Here is an 18345-nt window from a genome sequence, read left to right as displayed (position 1 = left end):
CCCTTTTTCTTGTTTGATAGAGTAAAGGGATGAAGACAACTTTGCTTTAGGAGGAATACATAATGAAAATGATGGATGCAAACGAAATTATCTCTTTTATTCAAAATAGTACAAAATCTACTCCAGTAAAAGTATATGTGAAAGGTGATTTAGAAGCTGTTAACTTTGGTGCTTCTTCTAAAACCTTTATAACTGGTAACAGTGGCGTTGTGTTTGGTGAGTGGACTGAAATTGCAGCAGCACTTACAGAGAACGAAGCAAAGATTGAGGATTATGTAGTTGAAAATGATCGTCGTAATTCTGCCATTCCATTGCTAGACCTTAAAGGAATTAAAGCACGTATTGAACCAGGTGCTATTATTCGTGATCAAGTAGAAATTGGCGATAATGCGATTATTATGATGGGTGCTTCTATTAATATCGGGGCAGTTATAGGTGAAGGTACTATGATCGATATGAACGTGGTACTTGGTGGTCGTGCAACGGTCGGGAAAAATTGTCACATTGGAGCAGGGACCGTCCTCGCAGGTGTAATTGAACCACCTTCTGCTAAGCCTGTTATTGTAGAAGATGATGTTGTAATTGGCGCTAATGCGGTGGTATTAGAAGGTGTTACAGTTGGAAAAGGAGCAGTAGTTGCAGCTGGTGCCATTGTTATTGACGATGTAGCACCATATACAGTAGTTGCAGGAACTCCGGCTCGTAAAATCAAAGATATTGACGAGAAAACCAAATCAAAAACTGAAATCAAACAAGAGCTTCGTCAGCTTTAATAGAAGAAATTCAAAGAAGGTGTGGATTAGAACGTATCCACACCTTCTTTTTAGAAGGCTCTTTTCTATCGATTTGTAAACTTACATTTAGAAATACAAGAAAAATAAACAAGCGAAAAGAGCTCGTATGCACAAGAAATACAAGTATCAGGGTTCAGTACGAAAAGCAATAATGTATGCGAAAACAGCCTTTTAGAAAGTAGGAGTACCATGAGTAATGTAATAAATCCCTTTATCCGAATACGTCGAGATCTTCATCAAATACCGGAAAAAGGGTTCCAAGAACGGAAAACACAAAGCTACTTACTTCAATACTTAAACAGTCTTCCACCAGAAAATATGGAAGTTAAGAAATGGGAAACAGGTTTATTTGTGCGAATTAAAGGGACAAACCCTACAAAAACAATTGGTTACCGTACAGATATTGATGGTCTGCCGATTACAGAGGAAACGGACCTTCCTTTTCACTCTTTACATGAAGGATTGATGCATGCTTGTGGCCATGATATGCATATGAGTATTGCGTTAGGTGTGTTGACTCACTTTTCGCTACAGCCACCTAAAGATCATATTCTATTTATGTTTCAGCCAGCAGAAGAAGGCCCAGGTGGTGCACTTCCAATGATACAATCGGACATTTTTAACCAATGGAAGCCAGACTTGATTATAGCATTGCATATCGCACCAGAATATCCAGTTGGCACTATTGCAACGAAGCCAGGTTTACTATTTGCAAACACTTCCGAACTTTTTGTTGATTTAAAAGGAAAAGGTGGACATGCAGCCTATCCACATCAAACAAATGACATGGTTATAGCTGCTTGTTCACTAGTTTCACAATTGCAAACCATTATTTCTCGAAATGTGGATCCACTAGATAGTGCAGTAATCACGATTGGGAAAATTACTGGGGGGACCGTTCAAAATATTATCGCTGAACGTGCAAGGCTTGAAGGCACAATTCGAACTTTATCTGTCGAGAGTATGCAGAAGGTAAAAGAACGCATAGAAGCCCTTGTAAAAGGTGTAGAGGTCGGCTACAGTTGTGAGGCTAAGATTGATTATGGATGTATGTATCATCAAGTAGATAATGACGTGGAGTTAACACAAGAGTTTATGAATTTTGTAAAGGAAAACACAATGGTAAATCTAATCGAATGTAAACATGCTATGACTGGTGAAGACTACGGATATATGATTCAAAATATCCCTGGTTTTATGTTTTGGCTTGGCGTTGAATCGCCATATGGGTTGCATCATTCCAAACTTAATCCAAATGAAGACGCGATTGGCGTTGCTATTAATATGTTAATAGGATATATGACGAAAAAAGGAAATGAATAAGGATTTCTTCTGCCTCCTAGAATAATTTTCTGAAAGATAGCCAAATTAAGAAGGAGGAGGTGGACCAATTATGCCAAAAATAGGTGTAGAGCAATCCTTAACTGCTGTTCAAGAAGCGTTACAACAAAAAGGATATGATGTGGTTCAACTAAATAACGAGGACGATGCTAAAGGTTGCGACTGCTGTGTAGTAACGGGAATTGACAACAATGTAATGGGGATTTCGAATAGTGTAACAGCGGGGTCTGTCATAGCAGCACATGGCTTATCTGCAGATGAAGTATGTCAACAAGTTGAGAGCAAAATTAACCAATAAGAAGAGCCGTTGTTGGGCTCTTCTTTTCGTTAGGCTCTTTTCATAAAGATTGTTGCTTTAAGCTGGTGAAAAGTCGGCATTTGGACTTTTTACCGTCATTTTGCTTAGAAAATAGAAGAAGGCTCTCGATTACATAATGGAAAAGAGCACGATTGCAACAATAATGACGGGTTGATTCTATTTACGAAAAGCAACAAAGTATGCGAAAACAGCTTTTCGTTATTTTGTTTTTACAACACAAGTTCCAGCGATAAAATCATGGATAGCCCGCTTGTCTTCTCGGATGATTACCATAAAGACACTCACGATAAAGAGGATACCAAAGGAAAGGGCGTAAACAATTGAACCAATAATTTGCCTTAAAAACATCGTCCAGAGTGTTACATCACTACCATCCAGTTTTTCTATTTTAATATTTAAAGCTTTTTTACCAATAGTATAACCGGTCCAAATGGTCGGTATTAACCACATATAAATATTACTGATGGTCGTATTTAATGAGTTGCTTTGTGCGTCTGAAAGCTCTATACCAAGGATAAAGAGGATAATAAATAACCCAATGGTAACAATCAAGCCATCAATTAATAAAGCAACGAAGCGTCTTCCGAGTCCTCCATATTCATTACTCAATCTTTTCACCCCCATTAATATGGTATTAGCTTATACTTCCATTTACAACAAAAATATAAAGAGGCTTAGAAATTTTCTAAGCCTCTTGTTTCTGTTACTCTACATTATTCTCGAGTTTTATTTGGTCTAGGAATGGAATGTTGATTCCGTTCGCCTCTAATGCTGCGTTAATTGCCTTGCGTATTTTTCGCTCTACTGCCCGTTGCTGCATATTTTCTGTTTTCGCAATTATCCTTATTACTTTAGAAGCCCCAAGTCCTTGAACAGCTACGACATTTGGTCCCTCTTTAATGGTTTCCTCTTGTTCAGCTAACTCATCACAAGCTCTTTGCATAACTTCTACAGCCTCATCGATATCTTTATCATAGGTGACCCCGATATCCACAAGAGCAAGCATGTTTCCGCGAGAATGATTGGATAGCTTAGAAATTTCTCGATTAGGTACATAGTGTAGGGAACCATCAAAGTCACGAATTTTAGTGGTTCGTAATCCAACTTCTTCGACAATTCCGGAGAACCCAGCAGTTGTAACATAATCATCTACATCCACTTGTTTTTCTAATAGAAGAAAAAATCCAGTAACGACATCACTTACTAACCCTTGAGCTCCAAACCCAATTGCTAATCCAACAACCCCAGCTCCTGCTAAGATAGCTGTTGTCTGAACACCAAAGACATTTTCTAACACCATAACAATTAAAAGGAATGTTAAAACATATGTAAAAGCATTGACTGTTAATTTCTCTAGTGTTTTTGCTCTTCCTAACGAAATTCCTTGTCTCTCAATAGCTCGTGAGAATACTCGAGTAATTACTTTATTACCAATTGATTTTACAATGGAATAAACAACAATTATCACGATTAACTCTAGAAGTATACTTCCGATAGCTAATAAGATTGCATAAAAATTGAAATCAAAAAAACCAAAATTCATCATTAATCCAAAATCTCCTCTCAAAAATATAAAAAGACCTATAGTAAGGCATTATATAGGATTAGCTCAATAAAACCAAACAATACGGAAAGAACAAAAGTGCAAGCTCCTCGTTCAGCTTACGGCTATTATACTTTCTTACCATATCAAAAAGGGAGTGCTAATTATTTTGTTCCTTCATCAAAGAATGTTAAAATATATATGTGAAATAATTGCCAGTTATTTAGCTAAGAAAAGGTCTGTGTATTTTGAAATGAAATAGGGTATAACAATTAAGGGTAAAAAAAGAAATAGTTTTTAATTAGTCCTATTTTAAATTAATTATCATTTAACATTGACTAAAATTTGTGTGTGTTTTATAATTGATACTGTTGATAAAAAAGTAATTGAGAATGTACAAGCTATATTCTCAATAAATATTATTTTGGAGGGATTTTTAATGGCAGAACGCATGGTAGGTAAACAAGCTCCACGTTTTGAAATGGATGCTGTATTACCAAATAAAGAATTTGGAAAAGTAAGTTTAGAAGAGAACATGAAAAACGATAAGTGGACGGTTCTATTCTTTTATCCAATGGATTTCACGTTCGTTTGCCCAACTGAAATCACTGCAATGTCTGATCGTTATGACGAGTTTGAAGACTTAGACGCAGAAATCATTGGTGTATCTACTGATACAATCCATACTCACTTAGCTTGGATTAACACAGACCGTAAAAGCAATGGTCTTGGCGAATTAAAATATCCATTAGCAGCTGACACAAACCACGTTGTATCTCGTGACTATGGTGTCCTAATCGAAGACGAAGGTATTGCTCTTCGTGGTCTTTACATCATCAGCCCAGAAGGCGAATTACAATACCAAACAGTTTTCCATAACAACATTGGTCGTGATGTAGAAGAAACTCTACGTGTACTTCAAGCATTACAAACTGGTGGACTTTGCCCAGCTAACTGGAAGCCTGGACAAGCTACATTATAATTCTATCTGCAAATGATTAGGTCTAACTATTGTTAGGCCTTTTCTTGCCTTTTGTTTTAATGCTAAATAAATTACATATTGGAGGCCAAAACAATGAAACTACGCTCACCTATGCCGGAACTTTCTGGTGCTACTGAATGGTTGAATGGAGAAGTATCAAAAGCGGAATTGATTGGTGAAAAGCCGACCCTTATTCATTTCTGGTCCATTAGTTGTCACCTTTGTAAAGAAGCAATGCCGCAAGTAAACGAATTCCGCGATAATTACAAGGATAAACTGAACGTAGTCGCTGTTCATATGCCACGTTCTGAAGATGACCTAAATATGGAAGAAATCAAAAAAGTTGCAAGCGAGCATGACATCTCACAACCTATTTTTGTCGATAATGATCATGCGTTAACAAATGCTTTTGAAAATCAATATGTCCCTGCATATTATGTATTCGATGCAGAAGGGAATCTTCGTCACTTCCAAGCAGGCGGAAGTGGAATGAAAATGTTAGAAAAACGTGTAAATCGTGTTTTAGGAGAAAATGAAAAATAATGTTTTAAAGATTGAATGAAACCTTAAGTATGTGTGGATCCTTACTTTTGGTTTTTTTCTTTTTTTGTTTGGTTTGTGTCTATCTGCCACGTTTCGCTTCTTGAGAGTTTAGTGAACTGGAAACAAGCAGGAGGCAGAAAATAGCCAAAAAAATCACTTGAAATTGCCTTTTTTATGAAAAAAGGGACTCGAATTAAGTGAAAATGAAAAATACATAGCTAAACAACTCATACTAGGTTGGATATCGCGTTGATTTTAACAGATGCGAAGATTTACCTAACAAATCTCCAATTCTATTTAACTAATACGAAGAAAATATCCCTTACATCTAATTTAGCCTTAATGTTCCTTCCGTTTCCATTATAAAGTTGGTGCCAATGTGTATATGGACCACCCACCCACCCACCGAATTCTAATTCAGTAACCGCTCCTAAAAAACGATAATAATAGAAACTCAAAAAAATGCCTCCTTTACCTTGTATTAAGACAAGTCCAAGGCACATATAGTGTAAAGTTATTCATTTCGCCTTTAATAACTCAAACCTAAGGATTTTTCACCTCTAACTTTAGAGAGCGATTAGCCACTGATTTTATAATGCAAATTCAAGACGAGAACTATCTCCATCTAAAGTAGTAGTTAACATCAGACTTCGTGTTGCTTACAAGTATTTTCATTATGTATAAAATAATAATATAAATAGTTTAAATTTTTGAAAAAAAGACTGGAAAAATATTTCGAAACTCGATATATTAGATACTATCTTATATTTTCCAGCATGAATAAACAAGGGAGGGGAAACATGTGGAGACATTTAAGAAATTAAAGCAGTTTTATTGGCCGTATCGTAAAAGTTTCTATATTTCGTTACTATTTTTATTACTTGTTACGGTCATAACCGTCATCTACCCAGTGATTCTGCAAATTACGATCGATGAAGTTATGCTTAAACAACAATTCCAGTATGTACCATATATAGCGCTTGGCTTTGTTGGGATTATGACATTAAAAGGGGTATTTACTTATTATAATCAGTATTTAGGCGACTTGTTTGGGATCAAGTCTGTTTATCGCCTCCGTAATGAATTGTATGAAAAACTACAATTTCTACCGTTTCGCTATTACGATAATGCGAAGACAGGCGACTTAATGTCTAGGCTAACGGCCGATGTGGAAGGGTTTCGCTTTTTCTTATCTTACGGATTTGCCGAGCTAATTCGTTTCGCACTATTGGTCACGATTACGTTAGGATTAATGTTTTACTATTCTGTTGCATTAACGTTTGTAACATTGTTAGCGATGCCATTTCTAGCGTTTGTAACATACCGCTTCGATAAAAGAGTTCACCCTGCTTTCCGAGGAATCAGAAAGTCATTCGGAAAATTAAACACGAATGTTCAAGAAAACATCAGTGGAATCAATACGGTAAAATCTTTATCTCGTGAAGCTCACCAAATCGGTAAATTTAATAATTCTAACATTGATTACAAAGATAAATACATTAATACGGCGAATATTTGGGCTAAATATTTTCCGCTAATGGAGTTTATCGGCAATGCCTGTGTAGTCGGATTATTAGGATTCGGTGGATACTTGGTTATAAATGGAGATATGAGTGGAGGGGCTTTAGTCGCTTTCTTTAGTCTTGTTTGGTATATTGTATGGCCAATTGCCAATTTAGGATTTGTTATTAACCAATTTTCGCAAGCGAAGGCTTCTGGAGAGAGATTATTAGAAATTTTAGAAGCAGAAGAAGATATTCAAGATCTCCCTGATGCAAAGGATATTGCAAAAATGAAAGGCTATGTTTCTTTTCAGAATGTATCATTCCGTTACCCGAATGAAGATAAATCAGCCCTTCAAAATATTTCGTTTGATGCTACACCTGGGAAATTAATCGGTTTAATCGGTGCGACTGGCTCAGGAAAAACAAGTATCACGCAGTTAATTACAAGATTTTATGAGCCGCAGTCTGGGCGTATTTTAGTAGATGGTCAGGAAGTAAACAAGTACACCTTACATTCTTTAAGAAATCAAATTGGTTTTGTTCTTCAAGAATCTTTCTTGTTCTCCTCCACCATTAAGTCAAATATAGCCTATGGTAGACCGAATGCTTCCATGGATGAGATTATTCGTGCAGCTAAGATGGCTCAAGCACATGAATTTATAATGGAACTACCAGATGGTTATGACACCATGTTAGGTGAACGAGGAATGGGTCTATCTGGTGGACAGAAGCAACGGATCGCTATTGCCCGTGCGTTAATACTAGATCCGAGCATTTTAGTATTAGACGATGCAACAAGTGCTGTAGATATGCAAACAGAATTCAATATTCAGAAAGAGTTAAAGAATGCAATGTCTGGTCGTACAACATTTATTATTGCGCACCGTATCTCCTCTTTAAAGCATGCAGATGAGATCATCGTACTAGACGAAGGAAAAGTAGCAGAGCGCGGTACACACGAACAATTAATTCTGAATCAGGGACCTTATCGCAGAATATATGACATTCAATATAAAGACCAAAAAACTGTCTTAGAAGCTCAGACAAATTGAAAGAAGGTGAAACAGTGTGAGCAAGAAGCAAAAAACAGAAATGAATGATAATGTTAAAAAGCGTTTTTACTACTCAACAGACCAAGCAATCGAAAAGCCATTCAATTGGCAGCAGATGTGGCGATTGTTTGCTTATATGAAACCATATTCCAAGACATTATTACCACTTGCTATTATTACGATGTTGGTTGCAACAGCTGTTCGTTTAGCTATTCCAATCATCATTGGTAAATACTTGTATGATGGTGCAATTGCTAATAGAGACATGGATCTTTTAACGAAGTTAGCCGTCCTGATTACCGTCCTCTATCTTATTTCGTACGTAGCAAATGCGTTACGAATAAGGTGGATGAACATGCTTGGACAAAATGTTATTTATGACTTGAGAAAGCATTTATTTACCCATGTACAAGGTTTATCACATCGTTTCTTCGATCAACGTTCAGCAGGATCTATCCTAGTACGTATTATGAATGATATAAATTCCTTGCAAGAATTGTTTACCAATGGAGTTATAAACCTCTTGATGGACTTTATACTATTATTCGGTATTGTCATCATTCTCTTTGTATTGAGTCCAGAGCTTGCGACGGCCATTTTAGTTATTCTGCCAATTATGTTCTTTATATCTACTAGCTTGCGTAGAAGAATTAGAAGAGCATGGCAGGATGTTCGAATAAAGCAATCCATGCTGAACTCACATTTAAATGAAAGTATTCAAGGGGTACGTGTCACGCAGTCATTCACACAAGAAAGAGAAAATATGTCGTTTTTCGATCGCATTAATACGGAAAACTTTGAATCATGGAGGAATGCAACGCAGCAAAATGCGATATTCCGACCATTTGTTGAAATGACGAATGCCATTGGAACCGCTATACTAATTTGGTTTGGTGCTATCTTGATTCAGTCAAGTATGCAAGGTGGAACTAGCACACTTACCGTTGGTGTATTCATTTCCTTTGCCTTTTATTTAGGGATGTTCTGGGAGCCAATTTCAAGATTAGGTCAGCTTTATAATATGCTCCTAGTAGGGATGGCATCTTCTGAGCGTATCTTCGAATTTCTTGATGAGAAACCAATTGTCGATGAAAAAGATCAAGCATTTAAACTAGAGGATGTACGAGGCGAAATTGAGTTTGAGGATGTGGAATTCTCTTATGACAGCAAACGTACTGCACTTAATAAAATATCGCTTAAAATGGAAGCTGGTCAAACAGTAGCGCTAGTTGGTCATACTGGTTCTGGAAAAACGACTATTGCGAACTTAATCTCTCGTTTCTACGATGCTACTGGTGGAACCGTAAAGATTGATGGCCATCATATTCGAGATGTGTCCTTGCAGAGCTTGCGATCGCAAATTAGTGTGGTCTTACAAGATACGTTTATTTTCTCGGGGACTATTAATGATAATATTCGCTTTGGGAGACCGACAGCAACAGATGAGGAAGTAAAAGCAGCTGCAGAGGCTGTGGGGGCGAATAATTTTATCGAGAAGTTGAAGAATGGCTACGAAACAGAAGTTGAAGAGCGAGGGAATGTCCTATCAGTAGGGGAGAGGCAATTAATTTCTTTCGCCAGAGCACTGTTAGCAGATCCGCGTATAATTATTCTTGATGAAGCAACGGCAAGTATTGATACAGAAACAGAAGTACAAATACAATCCGCTTTAAAGAAGCTTTTAAAGAATAGAACAGCTATTATCATTGCTCACCGCTTATCTACTATTAGAGAAGCAGATAATATTATTGTTTTGGATCATGGTAACATTATGGAACAAGGTAATCATGAAGAACTGATGGACCATAAAGGTATTTACTATCACCTTGTAAAAGCACAATATACCATGAAGGACGTTGGGTAAAATAATTATTGGAGGCACCGGTCTTTTAAACCGGTGCCTCCGTTTGTAAGCAAAATAGGATAAAATAAAATTCATTGTGCTATTAAGTCTGGTGGTGTTAATAAGTGAAAGAAATTATTCTTGGTATCCTGGCTTCCCTTTTTTTCGCGGTCACGTTTATTCTAAATCGTTCGATGGAACTAGCAGGAGGAAGCTGGTTATGGAGTTCTTCTCTCCGCTTTTTTTTCATGGTTCCTTTTCTATTTATTATTGTTTTATTTCGTCAAAATTCAGGTCAAGTATTTGTAGAAATGAGAAGACATCCGATCGCTTGGGTATGCTGGAGCTTTGTTGGCTTTGTATTATTTTATGGTCCAATCACCTACGCTGCTGCATCCGGTCCAGGTTGGCTGGTAGCGGGTACGTGGCAGCTTACGATCATTGCAGGAATTTTATTAGGACCACTTTTTTATCAAACGATTCAAACAGAAGTTGGAATAGAAAGAATTAGACAGAAAATACCTTTAAAAGCACTAGCAATATCAATGCTTATCTTTCTCGGGGTCGTGCTTATTCAATGGCAAAAGGCCCAAACTATCACAATGTCTGAATTAATTATGGGGGTAGCACCTGTAGTAATTGCCGCATTTGCTTATCCTTTAGGTAATCGAAAAATGATGGAACTTTGTGGCGGTAGATTAGATACATTTCAGCGAGTACTTGGGATGACTTTAGCTACCATTCCGTTTTGGCTAATTGTAGCTGTGATGGGATTGATAGAAGTGGGTGCGCCTTCTTCTGGTCAAGTTCTTCAAACGTTAATTGTCGCAATTTGTTCTGGGGTAATAGCAACGACATTATTTTTTCTAGCGACAGATAGAGTGAGAGATAACCATGGTAAGCTTGCCTCTGTAGAAGCTACGCAATCAACACAAGTTATTTTTGTGTTAATTGGGGAGGTATTGTTGCTATCTAGCCTACTACCAAGCGCTTTGGCTATTGTCGGCTTAGTGATTATTATCATTGGGATGCTAATGTACAGCTATCTCTCTAAAAAAATGTAAGGGGGGAAGCTTTTTGATTCTATCGATTCAAAAAATGACCAAGAAGTGTGCTGAAGAAATTTTGCAATGGCGTTATGAACCGCCATATGATTTTTATAATAACGAGTGTACGGAAGAAGCGTTGCATGAAATGTTAGACAATCCTTATTTGGTGGTAGTAAGCAACGGTGAAGTTATAGGTTTCTTTTGTTTGGGACAAGCGGCACAAGTCCCGGCAGGAGATCGTGTCAATGCTTATAAGGAGGCTTGGTGTGATATCGGTCTCGGAATGAAACCTGATATAACCGGTAGCGGAAGGGGAACTGAATTTTTCTCTTTTGTTCTTAAGTATGTTGAAGAGGAATATGAAAGTACACCTGTGCGACTAACTGTTGCAACATTTAATAAAAGAGCCATACATTTGTATTCGAAAATGGGATTTGAAAAAGGAGTGGAATTTCAACATAACTCAGTATCGTTTATGACGATGGTGAAAAAGGTAGGTGAAAATTAACAGTACTACTTAAAAATTAAACCTACCTTTATAAATAAATCTTTACTTGCCAAATTCCAAATACTCAGTTAAGTAGCAAACCATAAGAAAAACTGGAAACAAGATAGCTATTATCGCTAACGTATTCATTGTCAGAACCCTCCTTATTTGTTGTGCTCTAATTCTTTAAGACGTTGTTCGGCTTCCTCTTTACTAAATGAACTGAACCATCGATAATTTTCATCATCTAAAATGCGGTAATGCTGACTAATTACATTTTGTTGTAGACGATAGGATGTTGACTTAGCAACTTCCTTCCACCATATTTTTCCACCGAATGTTTTATCCGGTTGCATGTTTATCCGCTCATGAGCAATTGTTTCAATTACTTCTAATGGATCTTCTCCCAGAATAGAAGTTAATGTATCGCTTTCCCTAAAGAGGGCGCACGTAGCAACGACAAGCGTCCAACTTGCATCATTTCTACCTTTTTCAATTTGTACTAAGGTTTTTTTTGATACTCCTAGGATCTCAGCCATTTTTTCTTGTGTGTACTCGTTTTCTATCCTTATTAATTTTAGTTTGTTAGAGACTATCTGAATTATTTCTTCTTGAATCATAAGAATTAAAATCTCCTTCAGAATAAAAAGTGCTTTATTGTGTAATTTTACACTTTATTTGAGCGGTTTTCAAGAAGATAATTAACTTTTTTCTGAAGGATGTTCGAATCAACGAAATGTTGCATTTGTGATACAATGAATGAAATGAGAGATGTTGTTATTGGAGGAAAAGTCGTTGAAAAGAAAAGAATTTGCAGTTATCGGCTTAGGGCGTTTTGGTGGAAGTATGGTTAAAGCGTTAAGTGAAGAAGGAGTAGAAGTTTTAGCTATTGATACAGATGAAGATAAAGTGAATGAATTTGCAAATATTGCTTCTCATGCGGTTGTAGGTGACACAACAGATGAAGCGGTATTAAAAAGCATCGGTATTAGAAATTTTGATCATGTGATTGTTGCTATTGGGGATAACATCCAAGCTAGTATATTAACGACACTTATTCTTAAAGAGTTAGGTGTGCAACATATTACCGTAAAAGCAACAAATGACTATCATGAAAAAGTCCTTATTCGTATAGGAGCTGATCAGGTTGTTCATCCAGAGCGTGATATGGGAAGAAGGATTGCACATAACATTGTTTCTAATAATGTGCTGGATTACTTAGAATTGTCGGATGAACATAGTATAGTGGAAATTGTAGCAAGTAGGCGATTGGGTGGTTATACACTAATTGATTTGGATATTCGTGCCAAATACGGAATTAATATTGTTGCAATAAAGCGTGGGAAGGATATCATTGTCTCGCCTCAGGCAACCGAAAGAATTAGGCAAGGAGATATTTTAATTGTCATTGGTGCTGATCGAGATATTAATCGATTTGAAAAAAAACTAGTAGAAGAATAAAGCAAAGCATAAACTAGCGAGTTACTAACTCTAGCTAGTTTTTATTTTTTTGTTTACTCCTGTTCGTTCTTAATGTAGGAAAGAATTGCTTCTGTGCTGCTTACTTTAAAAGTGCTAAAGAACCTTAATAGTTAGTATAGATAATGTAAGGCGCAAAAAGCAGGAGGAGCAGGTTTGTATGGGAATTATACTTTATATTGTTTTGATACTTTACTTAATTGGAATAGGCTTGATAGTGATGGGGCTCTTATTTTTCTTTTCACAAAGGGATAACAAGACAGCAGTTTATTCAGTATTAATGGGGTTGATACTTATCATTACTGGCTTCTTAATAAATGAAAATAGGGCGATGGTAGAAGGGGCTATCCTTCATGTAGTTGAGAAAGAACAGGTAGCTTTTCGAATAGATTAAATAAAGCCCCGTGAAGTTCACGGGGCTTTACAAATATTACATTAAACTTCCATAATGATAGGTAAAATCATTGGACGACGCTTTGTTTTTTCGTAAAGGAAAGGTGCAAGTGTGTCGGTGATTTCGTTTTTAATCTCAGACCATTGCGTAGTGCGACGTTCCATTGTTTTATTTAAGTGTTTCGTTATTAAAGCTTGTGCATCATTGATTAAATCGCCGGATTCTCTCATGTATACAAATCCACGGGAGATAATATCTGGACCAGAAGCGATTTTGAAGTCCTTCATATTGATACTAACGACCACTACTACAAGGCCTTCTTCAGAAAGGATGCGACGATCACGTAATACAATATTACCGATGTCACCAATCCCATTTCCATCAATATAAACATTTCCGGATGGGATCTTGCCAGCAACTGAAGCTTCATCTTCTCCAAGTGCTAATACTTCTCCATTATCCATGATGAAGCAGTTTTGTTCTGGTACTCCACAATCAATGGCAAGTTGCTTATGCGTAATCTGCATGCGGTACTCACCATGAATTGGCATGAAGTATTTAGGTTTAATTAAACGAAGCATAAGCTTTTGTTCTTGTTGACCACCATGTCCAGAAGTATGAATGTCGCTTAATGAACCATGAATTACGTTTGCGCCAGCACGGAACAACAAATTAATTGTACGATTAACACTCAATGTGTTACCTGGGATTGGGGAAGAAGAGAATACAACCGTATCTCCAGGGATAATTTGAATTTGACGGTGTGTACCGTTAGCAATTCTAGAAAGTGCTGCCATCGGTTCACCTTGGCTACCTGTACAAAGGATGGTTACTTTGTTAGCAGGCATGCGGTTAATTTGATGTGTTTCAATAAATGTATCCTTTGGTGCTCGAATATAGCCGAGTTCTTGTCCAATATTAATAGCTGCTTCCATACTACGACCAAATACAGCGATTTTGCGTCCGTGAGCCACAGCAGCTTCCGTAACTTGCTGTAAACGATGAATGTTTGAAGCGAATGTTGCGAAAATAACACGGCCGTCTACTTTGCGGAAAATATCTTGAATGCTTTCGCCAACACGACGCTCTGACATTGTAAAATCAGGTATTTCACTGTTTGTACTATCAGAAAGTAAGCATAAAACGCCATCTTTCCCGATTTCAGCCATTTTTGTTAAGTTCGCGGGTTCACCTACTGGAGTGAAGTCAAACTTAAAGTCACCTGTGTGTACGATACTTCCTTGTGGAGTTTTTACAACAACTCCATAAGAATCAGGAATACTGTGAGTAGTGCGGAAAAAAGTAACCGATGTTTTGCGGAATTTAATGATATCTTCTTCTTGGATTTCAATTAATTTCGCTTTGCGTAAGAGTCCATGCTCTTCTAGTTTATTTTTAATTAAACCAAGTGCTAGCTTGCCGCCGTATATAGGAATATCAACTTCGCGTAACAAATAAGGGATTCCGCCAATATGATCCTCATGACCATGCGTAACGAATAAGCCTTTGATTTTTTCTTGGTTTTTTACTAAATATGTGTAGTCAGGAATAACGTAGTCAATTCCTAATAACTCGTCTTCAGGAAATTTAATTCCAGCATCTATAAGAATAATCTCATCTTGGAATTGGACTGCATAGGTGTTTTTCCCGATCTCACCAAGTCCTCCTAAAGCGAAAACCGCTGCTTGATTGTTTTTGACAAATTTCATTTTCTATCAGTTCTCCAATACTTTAAAGTTTTCAGATTGTTTTTCATACTCATAATAAGCTCCATCCACCGCTTGGATGAACTCAATATTGTATGGCTTTTCCTTTAATTTTCTACGCACTTCAAAAACAGCAGAAGCTTCCAAATATAAGACTTCCGTATTCTCTCGTACAGGTGCTTCTGCAACATTTTCTTGATAATAGACTTTAAACAACATTCGAATCTCTCCTTAAAAATTTCTCCCCTATACTTCCGTCTACCATGAAAAAGTAGCTACGAAAGGAAGGTATATATAGTTATTTTATGTTTGGTTGCTTTGGCAGAAGTCCGTCGACTCTCTAATTTGAGTAATGCTACTATGCCAATACAACCTTACAAAAAGACAACGCACTATTCATAAATGCTTCCTAAATATTTTATTTTAGCCGCACTTTGGCAATATAGCCATCATTACCCTATATTATATACGAATTAACCTTAGATTTCATGTTTTTCATTAAGGCTCTTTTTTTAGGCTATTTTCATGAACATTATTAGTAGCCTACTTTATAACATTAAGATGCCAGGAAACAAATAGTCCTTTTTCAAAACGTCTCTGTTAAACGTCGCTGTTGATTTCCGCGAAAGTCTCCGCTTTCCGCGGGCGGGTATGGTGCCTCCTCGGCTAACGCCTTCGGGGTCTCCCTAACTCCGCTACTCCCGCAGAAGTCTACGACTTTCGCTCCAATCACCAGCTAAGAGTAGTCAAATATCAATCATTACCCTTTAACATAGCCTTGAAAAAAGAACGAAAAACAACAATCAATGGAAAAACAAGCTTTCATAAAAGAGGTTATTTTCTATTTTCTCCAATGTAGAGAAAAATAAAAGTGTAGTGGCATTATGTATAAAAGATTGTTGATTACAACGTCGGAAAGCATCGTACTTATCTCTATTATAGTGAGAGGAGGAAAGCTTGTAAAACTAATTCTCTCCTTAATATATGTAAGAGCCCTTCAAAATAGAGAAGGACTCATTAATCTTATAAATTAAGCAATCGTTTTTCTTCTAAGGATATTGTTCATTTTACGCATTATTTTCTTTCTTAGTCTTCTAAGCATAGCGCCTCACTCCTTGTTATCAAGGTATGTCCGAATTGTTTTTACTAGTAGTATGTGCAATCTGGACAATTTGTTATTAGAAAAAAATAAAGTTTATTTTATCCAAGGAATGGCCAATAACGGTTCAAAGGCAAATATACTTTTGTAACAAAATAAAGCTTAGTTAGCTTTAGCGTATCATAAGTGTACGTTCTTGGGAATAAGCCCCGTAAGAATCTTTCGTTTCTGAGTCGAAGTGCAACCTTCAGTGCAGGACAAAAGGTAATTTGTAATGGAGTGATTAATTAGATGAAAAACTTATTGACAGAAAGCCTTTACCTCATGTAGCGTAAGGGTAAATTGATATTTCGGAACCCTAAGAATATAAGGTGGTTGGATTATTTTGAGACGTTTATATCTGGCATTACTAACATTAAGTTTAATTTGGGGCACTTCATTTTTGTTCATCAAAATACTCGTTGGTGAACTAGGAGTAGGTGGTGTTGTTTTTTGGAGATGTGTGTTTGGAGCAGGAACTTTATTTGTATTACTTGCTATGCAAAAAAAGTTATTTGACCTAAAAAAAGTGAAATGGTTACCTTTACTCCTAATCGCACTATTGAATAACGCATTACCGTGGGCACTAATTGCAGTTAGTGAAATGTCGATCAGTAGTAGTATGGCATCTGTGGTTAACGCAACAACTCCAATTTGGACCATATTAATTGGATTTACACTTTTTGCAAGTAAGTTGGAAAGAACGCAATGGCTTGGAGTAGGTGTTGGTTTCTTCGGTATTTTAGTTTTATTAGAATTAAATGTAGTCCAGCTCTTTCAAGATAATCTTCTAGGTGTAGGAACGATGCTTGGGGCAACCATATGTTATGGCTTTGGTGCACATTTAAGTAGGAAATACTTGAAGGACATACCAATTACGATAATTTCGTTTACTACCCTTTTATTAGCAGGTATCGTTTCCGGTATTATGGTGCTTTTTTTTCAACCAGAAGCATTTTTGCAATTAGGTAGTATGACAGTTTTATTTTCATTAATAGGCTTAGGAGTATTTGGTTCGGGAATCGCGTATTTACTTTATTATTATATGGTAAAAGAGGGAAGTGCGGAATTCGCTTCACTTGTTACATATATCGTTCCGATTACAGCGATGCTATGGGGAAGTCTCATATTAAATGAACAGATAACCTTCTCTATGCTAATTGGTTTAGTTCTTATATTTAGTGGTGTATACTTATCGTCGTACAAAACAAAACAGCAAAGAGCAGCCAATAAGGTTGTCGCTTAAAAACTTTTTAAGGTGGTTAATATGGATAATAATAAGAAAATTGTATTCTTTGATATAGATGGTACTTTGCTTGATCATAATAAGGAACTTCCAGCTTCAACCAAACAAGCTATTGCAAAACTAAAAGAAAATGGAGTCTATGTAGCAATTGCAACTGGTAGGGCGCCATTTATGTTTGAAGATTTGCGTCAAGAATTGAACATAGATACGTTTGTTAGTTTTAATGGGCAATATGTAGTGTTCGAAGGAGAAGTAATCTATAAGAACCCACTTAGCCTTGAAAAAATGCAACTGCTTCGAAAATATTCAGAGCAACAAAAGCACCCTTTAGTTTATATGAATCATGAGACAATGAAGTCGAATGTGACGGATCACCCCTTTATTCATGAAAGCATGGGCAGTCTAAAGTTTTTGCATCCAGAACAAGACCAAAACTTTTTAGAAGAAACAGAAATATATCAAGCTTTATTATTTATTGAAGAGAAGGATCAACAAACATACTTAGATGCGTATAAAGACTTCCATTTTATCCGCTGGCATTCTTATTCTACTGATATTTTACCTAAAGGTGGTTCTAAAGCAATCGGAATTCAAAGGATGCTGGAACGTTTGCCTTTTAAAAAGGAGAATGTATTTGCTTTTGGTGACGGATTAAATGACATAGAGATGTTAGAATTTGTTGGAACCGGTGTGGCAATGGGGAATGGTCATCCGAAGTTATTTGAAGTAGCAGATCGAGTGACAAAGGATGTCGGAGAAGATGGTATAAAGCATGGGCTTGAATTAGTAGGGCTGTTGAAATAAATGCAATAGAGGCTGGGACAAAAGAGTTTTTAGTCTAAGAAAAACCGAACTAATTTGAGTTTTAAAATCAAATTAGTTCGGTTTTTTTATGTGTTCAACTATACGTTTAATTTTCAGGCT

General features: G+C 36.7%; 19 protein-coding genes. 13 read left to right on the top strand and 6 right to left on the bottom strand.

Annotation, left to right across the window (positions count from 1 at the left end):
- Window positions 1–62: 62 nt before the first annotated feature.
- The 3 genes from dapD to BK580_RS14735 all read left to right on the top strand — a co-directional run bounded on the left by dapD (window position 63) and on the right by BK580_RS14735 (window position 2433).
- On the top strand, window positions 63–773 hold the full coding sequence (gene dapD / locus BK580_RS14745; protein ID WP_078381075.1) for a 2,3,4,5-tetrahydropyridine-2,6-dicarboxylate N-acetyltransferase: 711 nt from the start codon (window positions 63–65) through the stop codon (window positions 771–773).
- A 210-nt stretch (window positions 774–983) separates the two neighbouring features.
- Window positions 984–2117 (top strand): N-acetyldiaminopimelate deacetylase, encoded by a 1134-nt coding sequence (locus tag BK580_RS14740; RefSeq protein ID WP_078381074.1) that lies wholly within the window; start codon window positions 984–986, stop codon window positions 2115–2117.
- 70 nt (window positions 2118–2187) lie between these two features.
- Entirely contained in the window at window positions 2188–2433 is a 246-nt protein-coding gene (locus tag BK580_RS14735; protein ID WP_078381073.1) for a YkuS family protein, read from the top strand.
- 219 nt (window positions 2434–2652) lie between these two features.
- Here BK580_RS14735 and BK580_RS14730 read toward each other — a convergent pair whose 3' ends face one another.
- Entirely contained in the window at window positions 2653–3063 is a 411-nt protein-coding gene (locus BK580_RS14730) for an RDD family protein (protein ID WP_235864051.1), read from the bottom strand.
- A gap of 94 nt (window positions 3064–3157) precedes the next feature.
- Window positions 3158–3997, bottom strand: coding sequence for a mechanosensitive ion channel family protein (locus BK580_RS14725; RefSeq protein WP_078382785.1), 840 nt, complete (start codon window positions 3995–3997; stop codon window positions 3158–3160).
- A gap of 439 nt (window positions 3998–4436) precedes the next feature.
- Here BK580_RS14725 and BK580_RS14720 point away from each other — a divergent pair, with 439 nt between their 5' ends.
- Window positions 4437–4979 (top strand): peroxiredoxin, encoded by a 543-nt coding sequence (locus BK580_RS14720; RefSeq protein ID WP_078381071.1) that lies wholly within the window; start codon window positions 4437–4439, stop codon window positions 4977–4979.
- Window positions 4980–5072: 93 nt separating this feature from the next.
- Window positions 5073–5522 (top strand): redoxin domain-containing protein, encoded by a 450-nt coding sequence (locus BK580_RS14715; RefSeq protein ID WP_078381070.1) that lies wholly within the window; start codon window positions 5073–5075, stop codon window positions 5520–5522.
- 293 nt (window positions 5523–5815) lie between these two features.
- Here the strand turns inward: BK580_RS14715 and BK580_RS23645 are convergent, their stop codons facing one another.
- Entirely contained in the window at window positions 5816–5980 is a 165-nt protein-coding gene (locus BK580_RS23645) for a hypothetical protein (RefSeq protein ID WP_169865023.1), read from the bottom strand.
- A gap of 344 nt (window positions 5981–6324) precedes the next feature.
- Here BK580_RS23645 and BK580_RS14710 point away from each other — a divergent pair, with 344 nt between their 5' ends.
- From BK580_RS14710 to BK580_RS14695, 4 genes are all read left to right on the top strand, one after another.
- The gene (locus BK580_RS14710) at window positions 6325–8079 is read left to right on the top strand and encodes an ABC transporter ATP-binding protein (RefSeq protein ID WP_078381069.1); all 1755 of its coding nucleotides are present in this window, start codon (window positions 6325–6327) and stop codon (window positions 8077–8079) included.
- Window positions 8080–8119: 40 nt separating this feature from the next.
- Window positions 8120–9943, top strand: coding sequence for an ABC transporter ATP-binding protein (locus tag BK580_RS14705; protein WP_078382784.1), 1824 nt, complete (start codon window positions 8120–8122; stop codon window positions 9941–9943).
- Window positions 9944–10047: 104 nt separating this feature from the next.
- Window positions 10048–10986, top strand: a complete 939-nt coding sequence (locus tag BK580_RS14700) for a DMT family transporter (protein ID WP_078381068.1) — start codon at window positions 10048–10050, stop codon at window positions 10984–10986.
- 13 nt (window positions 10987–10999) lie between these two features.
- Window positions 11000–11479: a GNAT family N-acetyltransferase gene (locus BK580_RS14695; RefSeq protein WP_235864050.1), complete on the top strand. Its 480-nt coding sequence runs from the start codon at window positions 11000–11002 to the stop codon at window positions 11477–11479.
- A gap of 143 nt (window positions 11480–11622) precedes the next feature.
- On the opposite strand, the gene BK580_RS14690 is transcribed toward BK580_RS14695, so the two are convergent.
- Entirely contained in the window at window positions 11623–12078 is a 456-nt protein-coding gene (locus BK580_RS14690; RefSeq protein ID WP_078381067.1) for a helix-turn-helix transcriptional regulator, read from the bottom strand.
- 175 nt (window positions 12079–12253) lie between these two features.
- On the opposite strand from BK580_RS14690, the gene BK580_RS14685 reads away from it, so the two are divergent.
- On the top strand, window positions 12254–12919 hold the full coding sequence (locus BK580_RS14685) for a potassium channel family protein (protein ID WP_268877393.1): 666 nt from the start codon (window positions 12254–12256) through the stop codon (window positions 12917–12919).
- 178 nt (window positions 12920–13097) lie between these two features.
- Entirely contained in the window at window positions 13098–13331 is a 234-nt protein-coding gene (locus BK580_RS14680; protein ID WP_078381065.1) for a hypothetical protein, read from the top strand.
- Window positions 13332–13372: 41 nt separating this feature from the next.
- Here the strand turns inward: BK580_RS14680 and rnjA are convergent, their stop codons facing one another.
- Entirely contained in the window at window positions 13373–15040 is a 1668-nt protein-coding gene (rnjA, locus tag BK580_RS14675) for a ribonuclease J1 (protein ID WP_078381064.1), read from the bottom strand.
- 6 nt (window positions 15041–15046) lie between these two features.
- Window positions 15047–15256 (bottom strand): DNA-dependent RNA polymerase subunit epsilon, encoded by a 210-nt coding sequence (locus BK580_RS14670; RefSeq protein WP_078381063.1) that lies wholly within the window; start codon window positions 15254–15256, stop codon window positions 15047–15049.
- Window positions 15257–16521: 1265 nt separating this feature from the next.
- Between BK580_RS14670 and BK580_RS14665 the strand changes: the two genes are divergently transcribed.
- Both BK580_RS14665 and BK580_RS14660 read left to right on the top strand, forming a co-directional pair.
- The gene (locus tag BK580_RS14665; RefSeq protein ID WP_078381062.1) at window positions 16522–17421 is read left to right on the top strand and encodes a DMT family transporter; all 900 of its coding nucleotides are present in this window, start codon (window positions 16522–16524) and stop codon (window positions 17419–17421) included.
- Window positions 17422–17442: 21 nt separating this feature from the next.
- Window positions 17443–18225 carry a Cof-type HAD-IIB family hydrolase gene (locus BK580_RS14660; RefSeq protein WP_078381061.1) on the top strand — a complete coding sequence of 261 codons (783 nt, stop codon included), beginning with the start codon at window positions 17443–17445 and terminating at the stop codon, window positions 18223–18225.
- The last annotated feature ends 120 nt before the right edge of the window (window positions 18226–18345 follow it).

The sequence above is a fragment of the Sutcliffiella halmapala genome (genome assembly GCF_002019665.1).
Classification (GTDB): domain Bacteria; phylum Bacillota; class Bacilli; order Bacillales; family Bacillaceae_I; genus Sutcliffiella_A; species Sutcliffiella_A halmapala.
The sequence above is the reverse complement of the archived record's forward strand: the minus strand, read 5'-3'. Positions and strand labels throughout refer to the sequence as shown.

Coding starts and splice junctions, on each gene's coding strand:
- BK580_RS14670 (WP_078381063.1), bottom strand. CDS start 15,256: ATGTTGTTTAAAGTCTATTATCAAGAAAATGTTGCAGAAGCACCTGTA.
- BK580_RS14660 (WP_078381061.1), top strand. CDS start 17,443: ATGGATAATAATAAGAAAATTGTATTCTTTGATATAGATGGTACTTTG.
- rnjA (WP_078381064.1), bottom strand. CDS start 15,040: ATGAAATTTGTCAAAAACAATCAAGCAGCGGTTTTCGCTTTAGGAGGA.
- BK580_RS14735 (WP_078381073.1), top strand. CDS start 2,188: ATGCCAAAAATAGGTGTAGAGCAATCCTTAACTGCTGTTCAAGAAGCG.
- BK580_RS14725 (WP_078382785.1), bottom strand. CDS start 3,997: ATGAATTTTGGTTTTTTTGATTTCAATTTTTATGCAATCTTATTAGCT.
- BK580_RS14720 (WP_078381071.1), top strand. CDS start 4,437: ATGGCAGAACGCATGGTAGGTAAACAAGCTCCACGTTTTGAAATGGAT.
- BK580_RS14740 (WP_078381074.1), top strand. CDS start 984: ATGAGTAATGTAATAAATCCCTTTATCCGAATACGTCGAGATCTTCAT.
- BK580_RS14690 (WP_078381067.1), bottom strand. CDS start 12,078: ATGATTCAAGAAGAAATAATTCAGATAGTCTCTAACAAACTAAAATTA.
- BK580_RS14705 (WP_078382784.1), top strand. CDS start 8,120: ATGAATGATAATGTTAAAAAGCGTTTTTACTACTCAACAGACCAAGCA.
- BK580_RS14680 (WP_078381065.1), top strand. CDS start 13,098: ATGGGAATTATACTTTATATTGTTTTGATACTTTACTTAATTGGAATA.
- BK580_RS14715 (WP_078381070.1), top strand. CDS start 5,073: ATGAAACTACGCTCACCTATGCCGGAACTTTCTGGTGCTACTGAATGG.
- dapD (WP_078381075.1), top strand. CDS start 63: ATGAAAATGATGGATGCAAACGAAATTATCTCTTTTATTCAAAATAGT.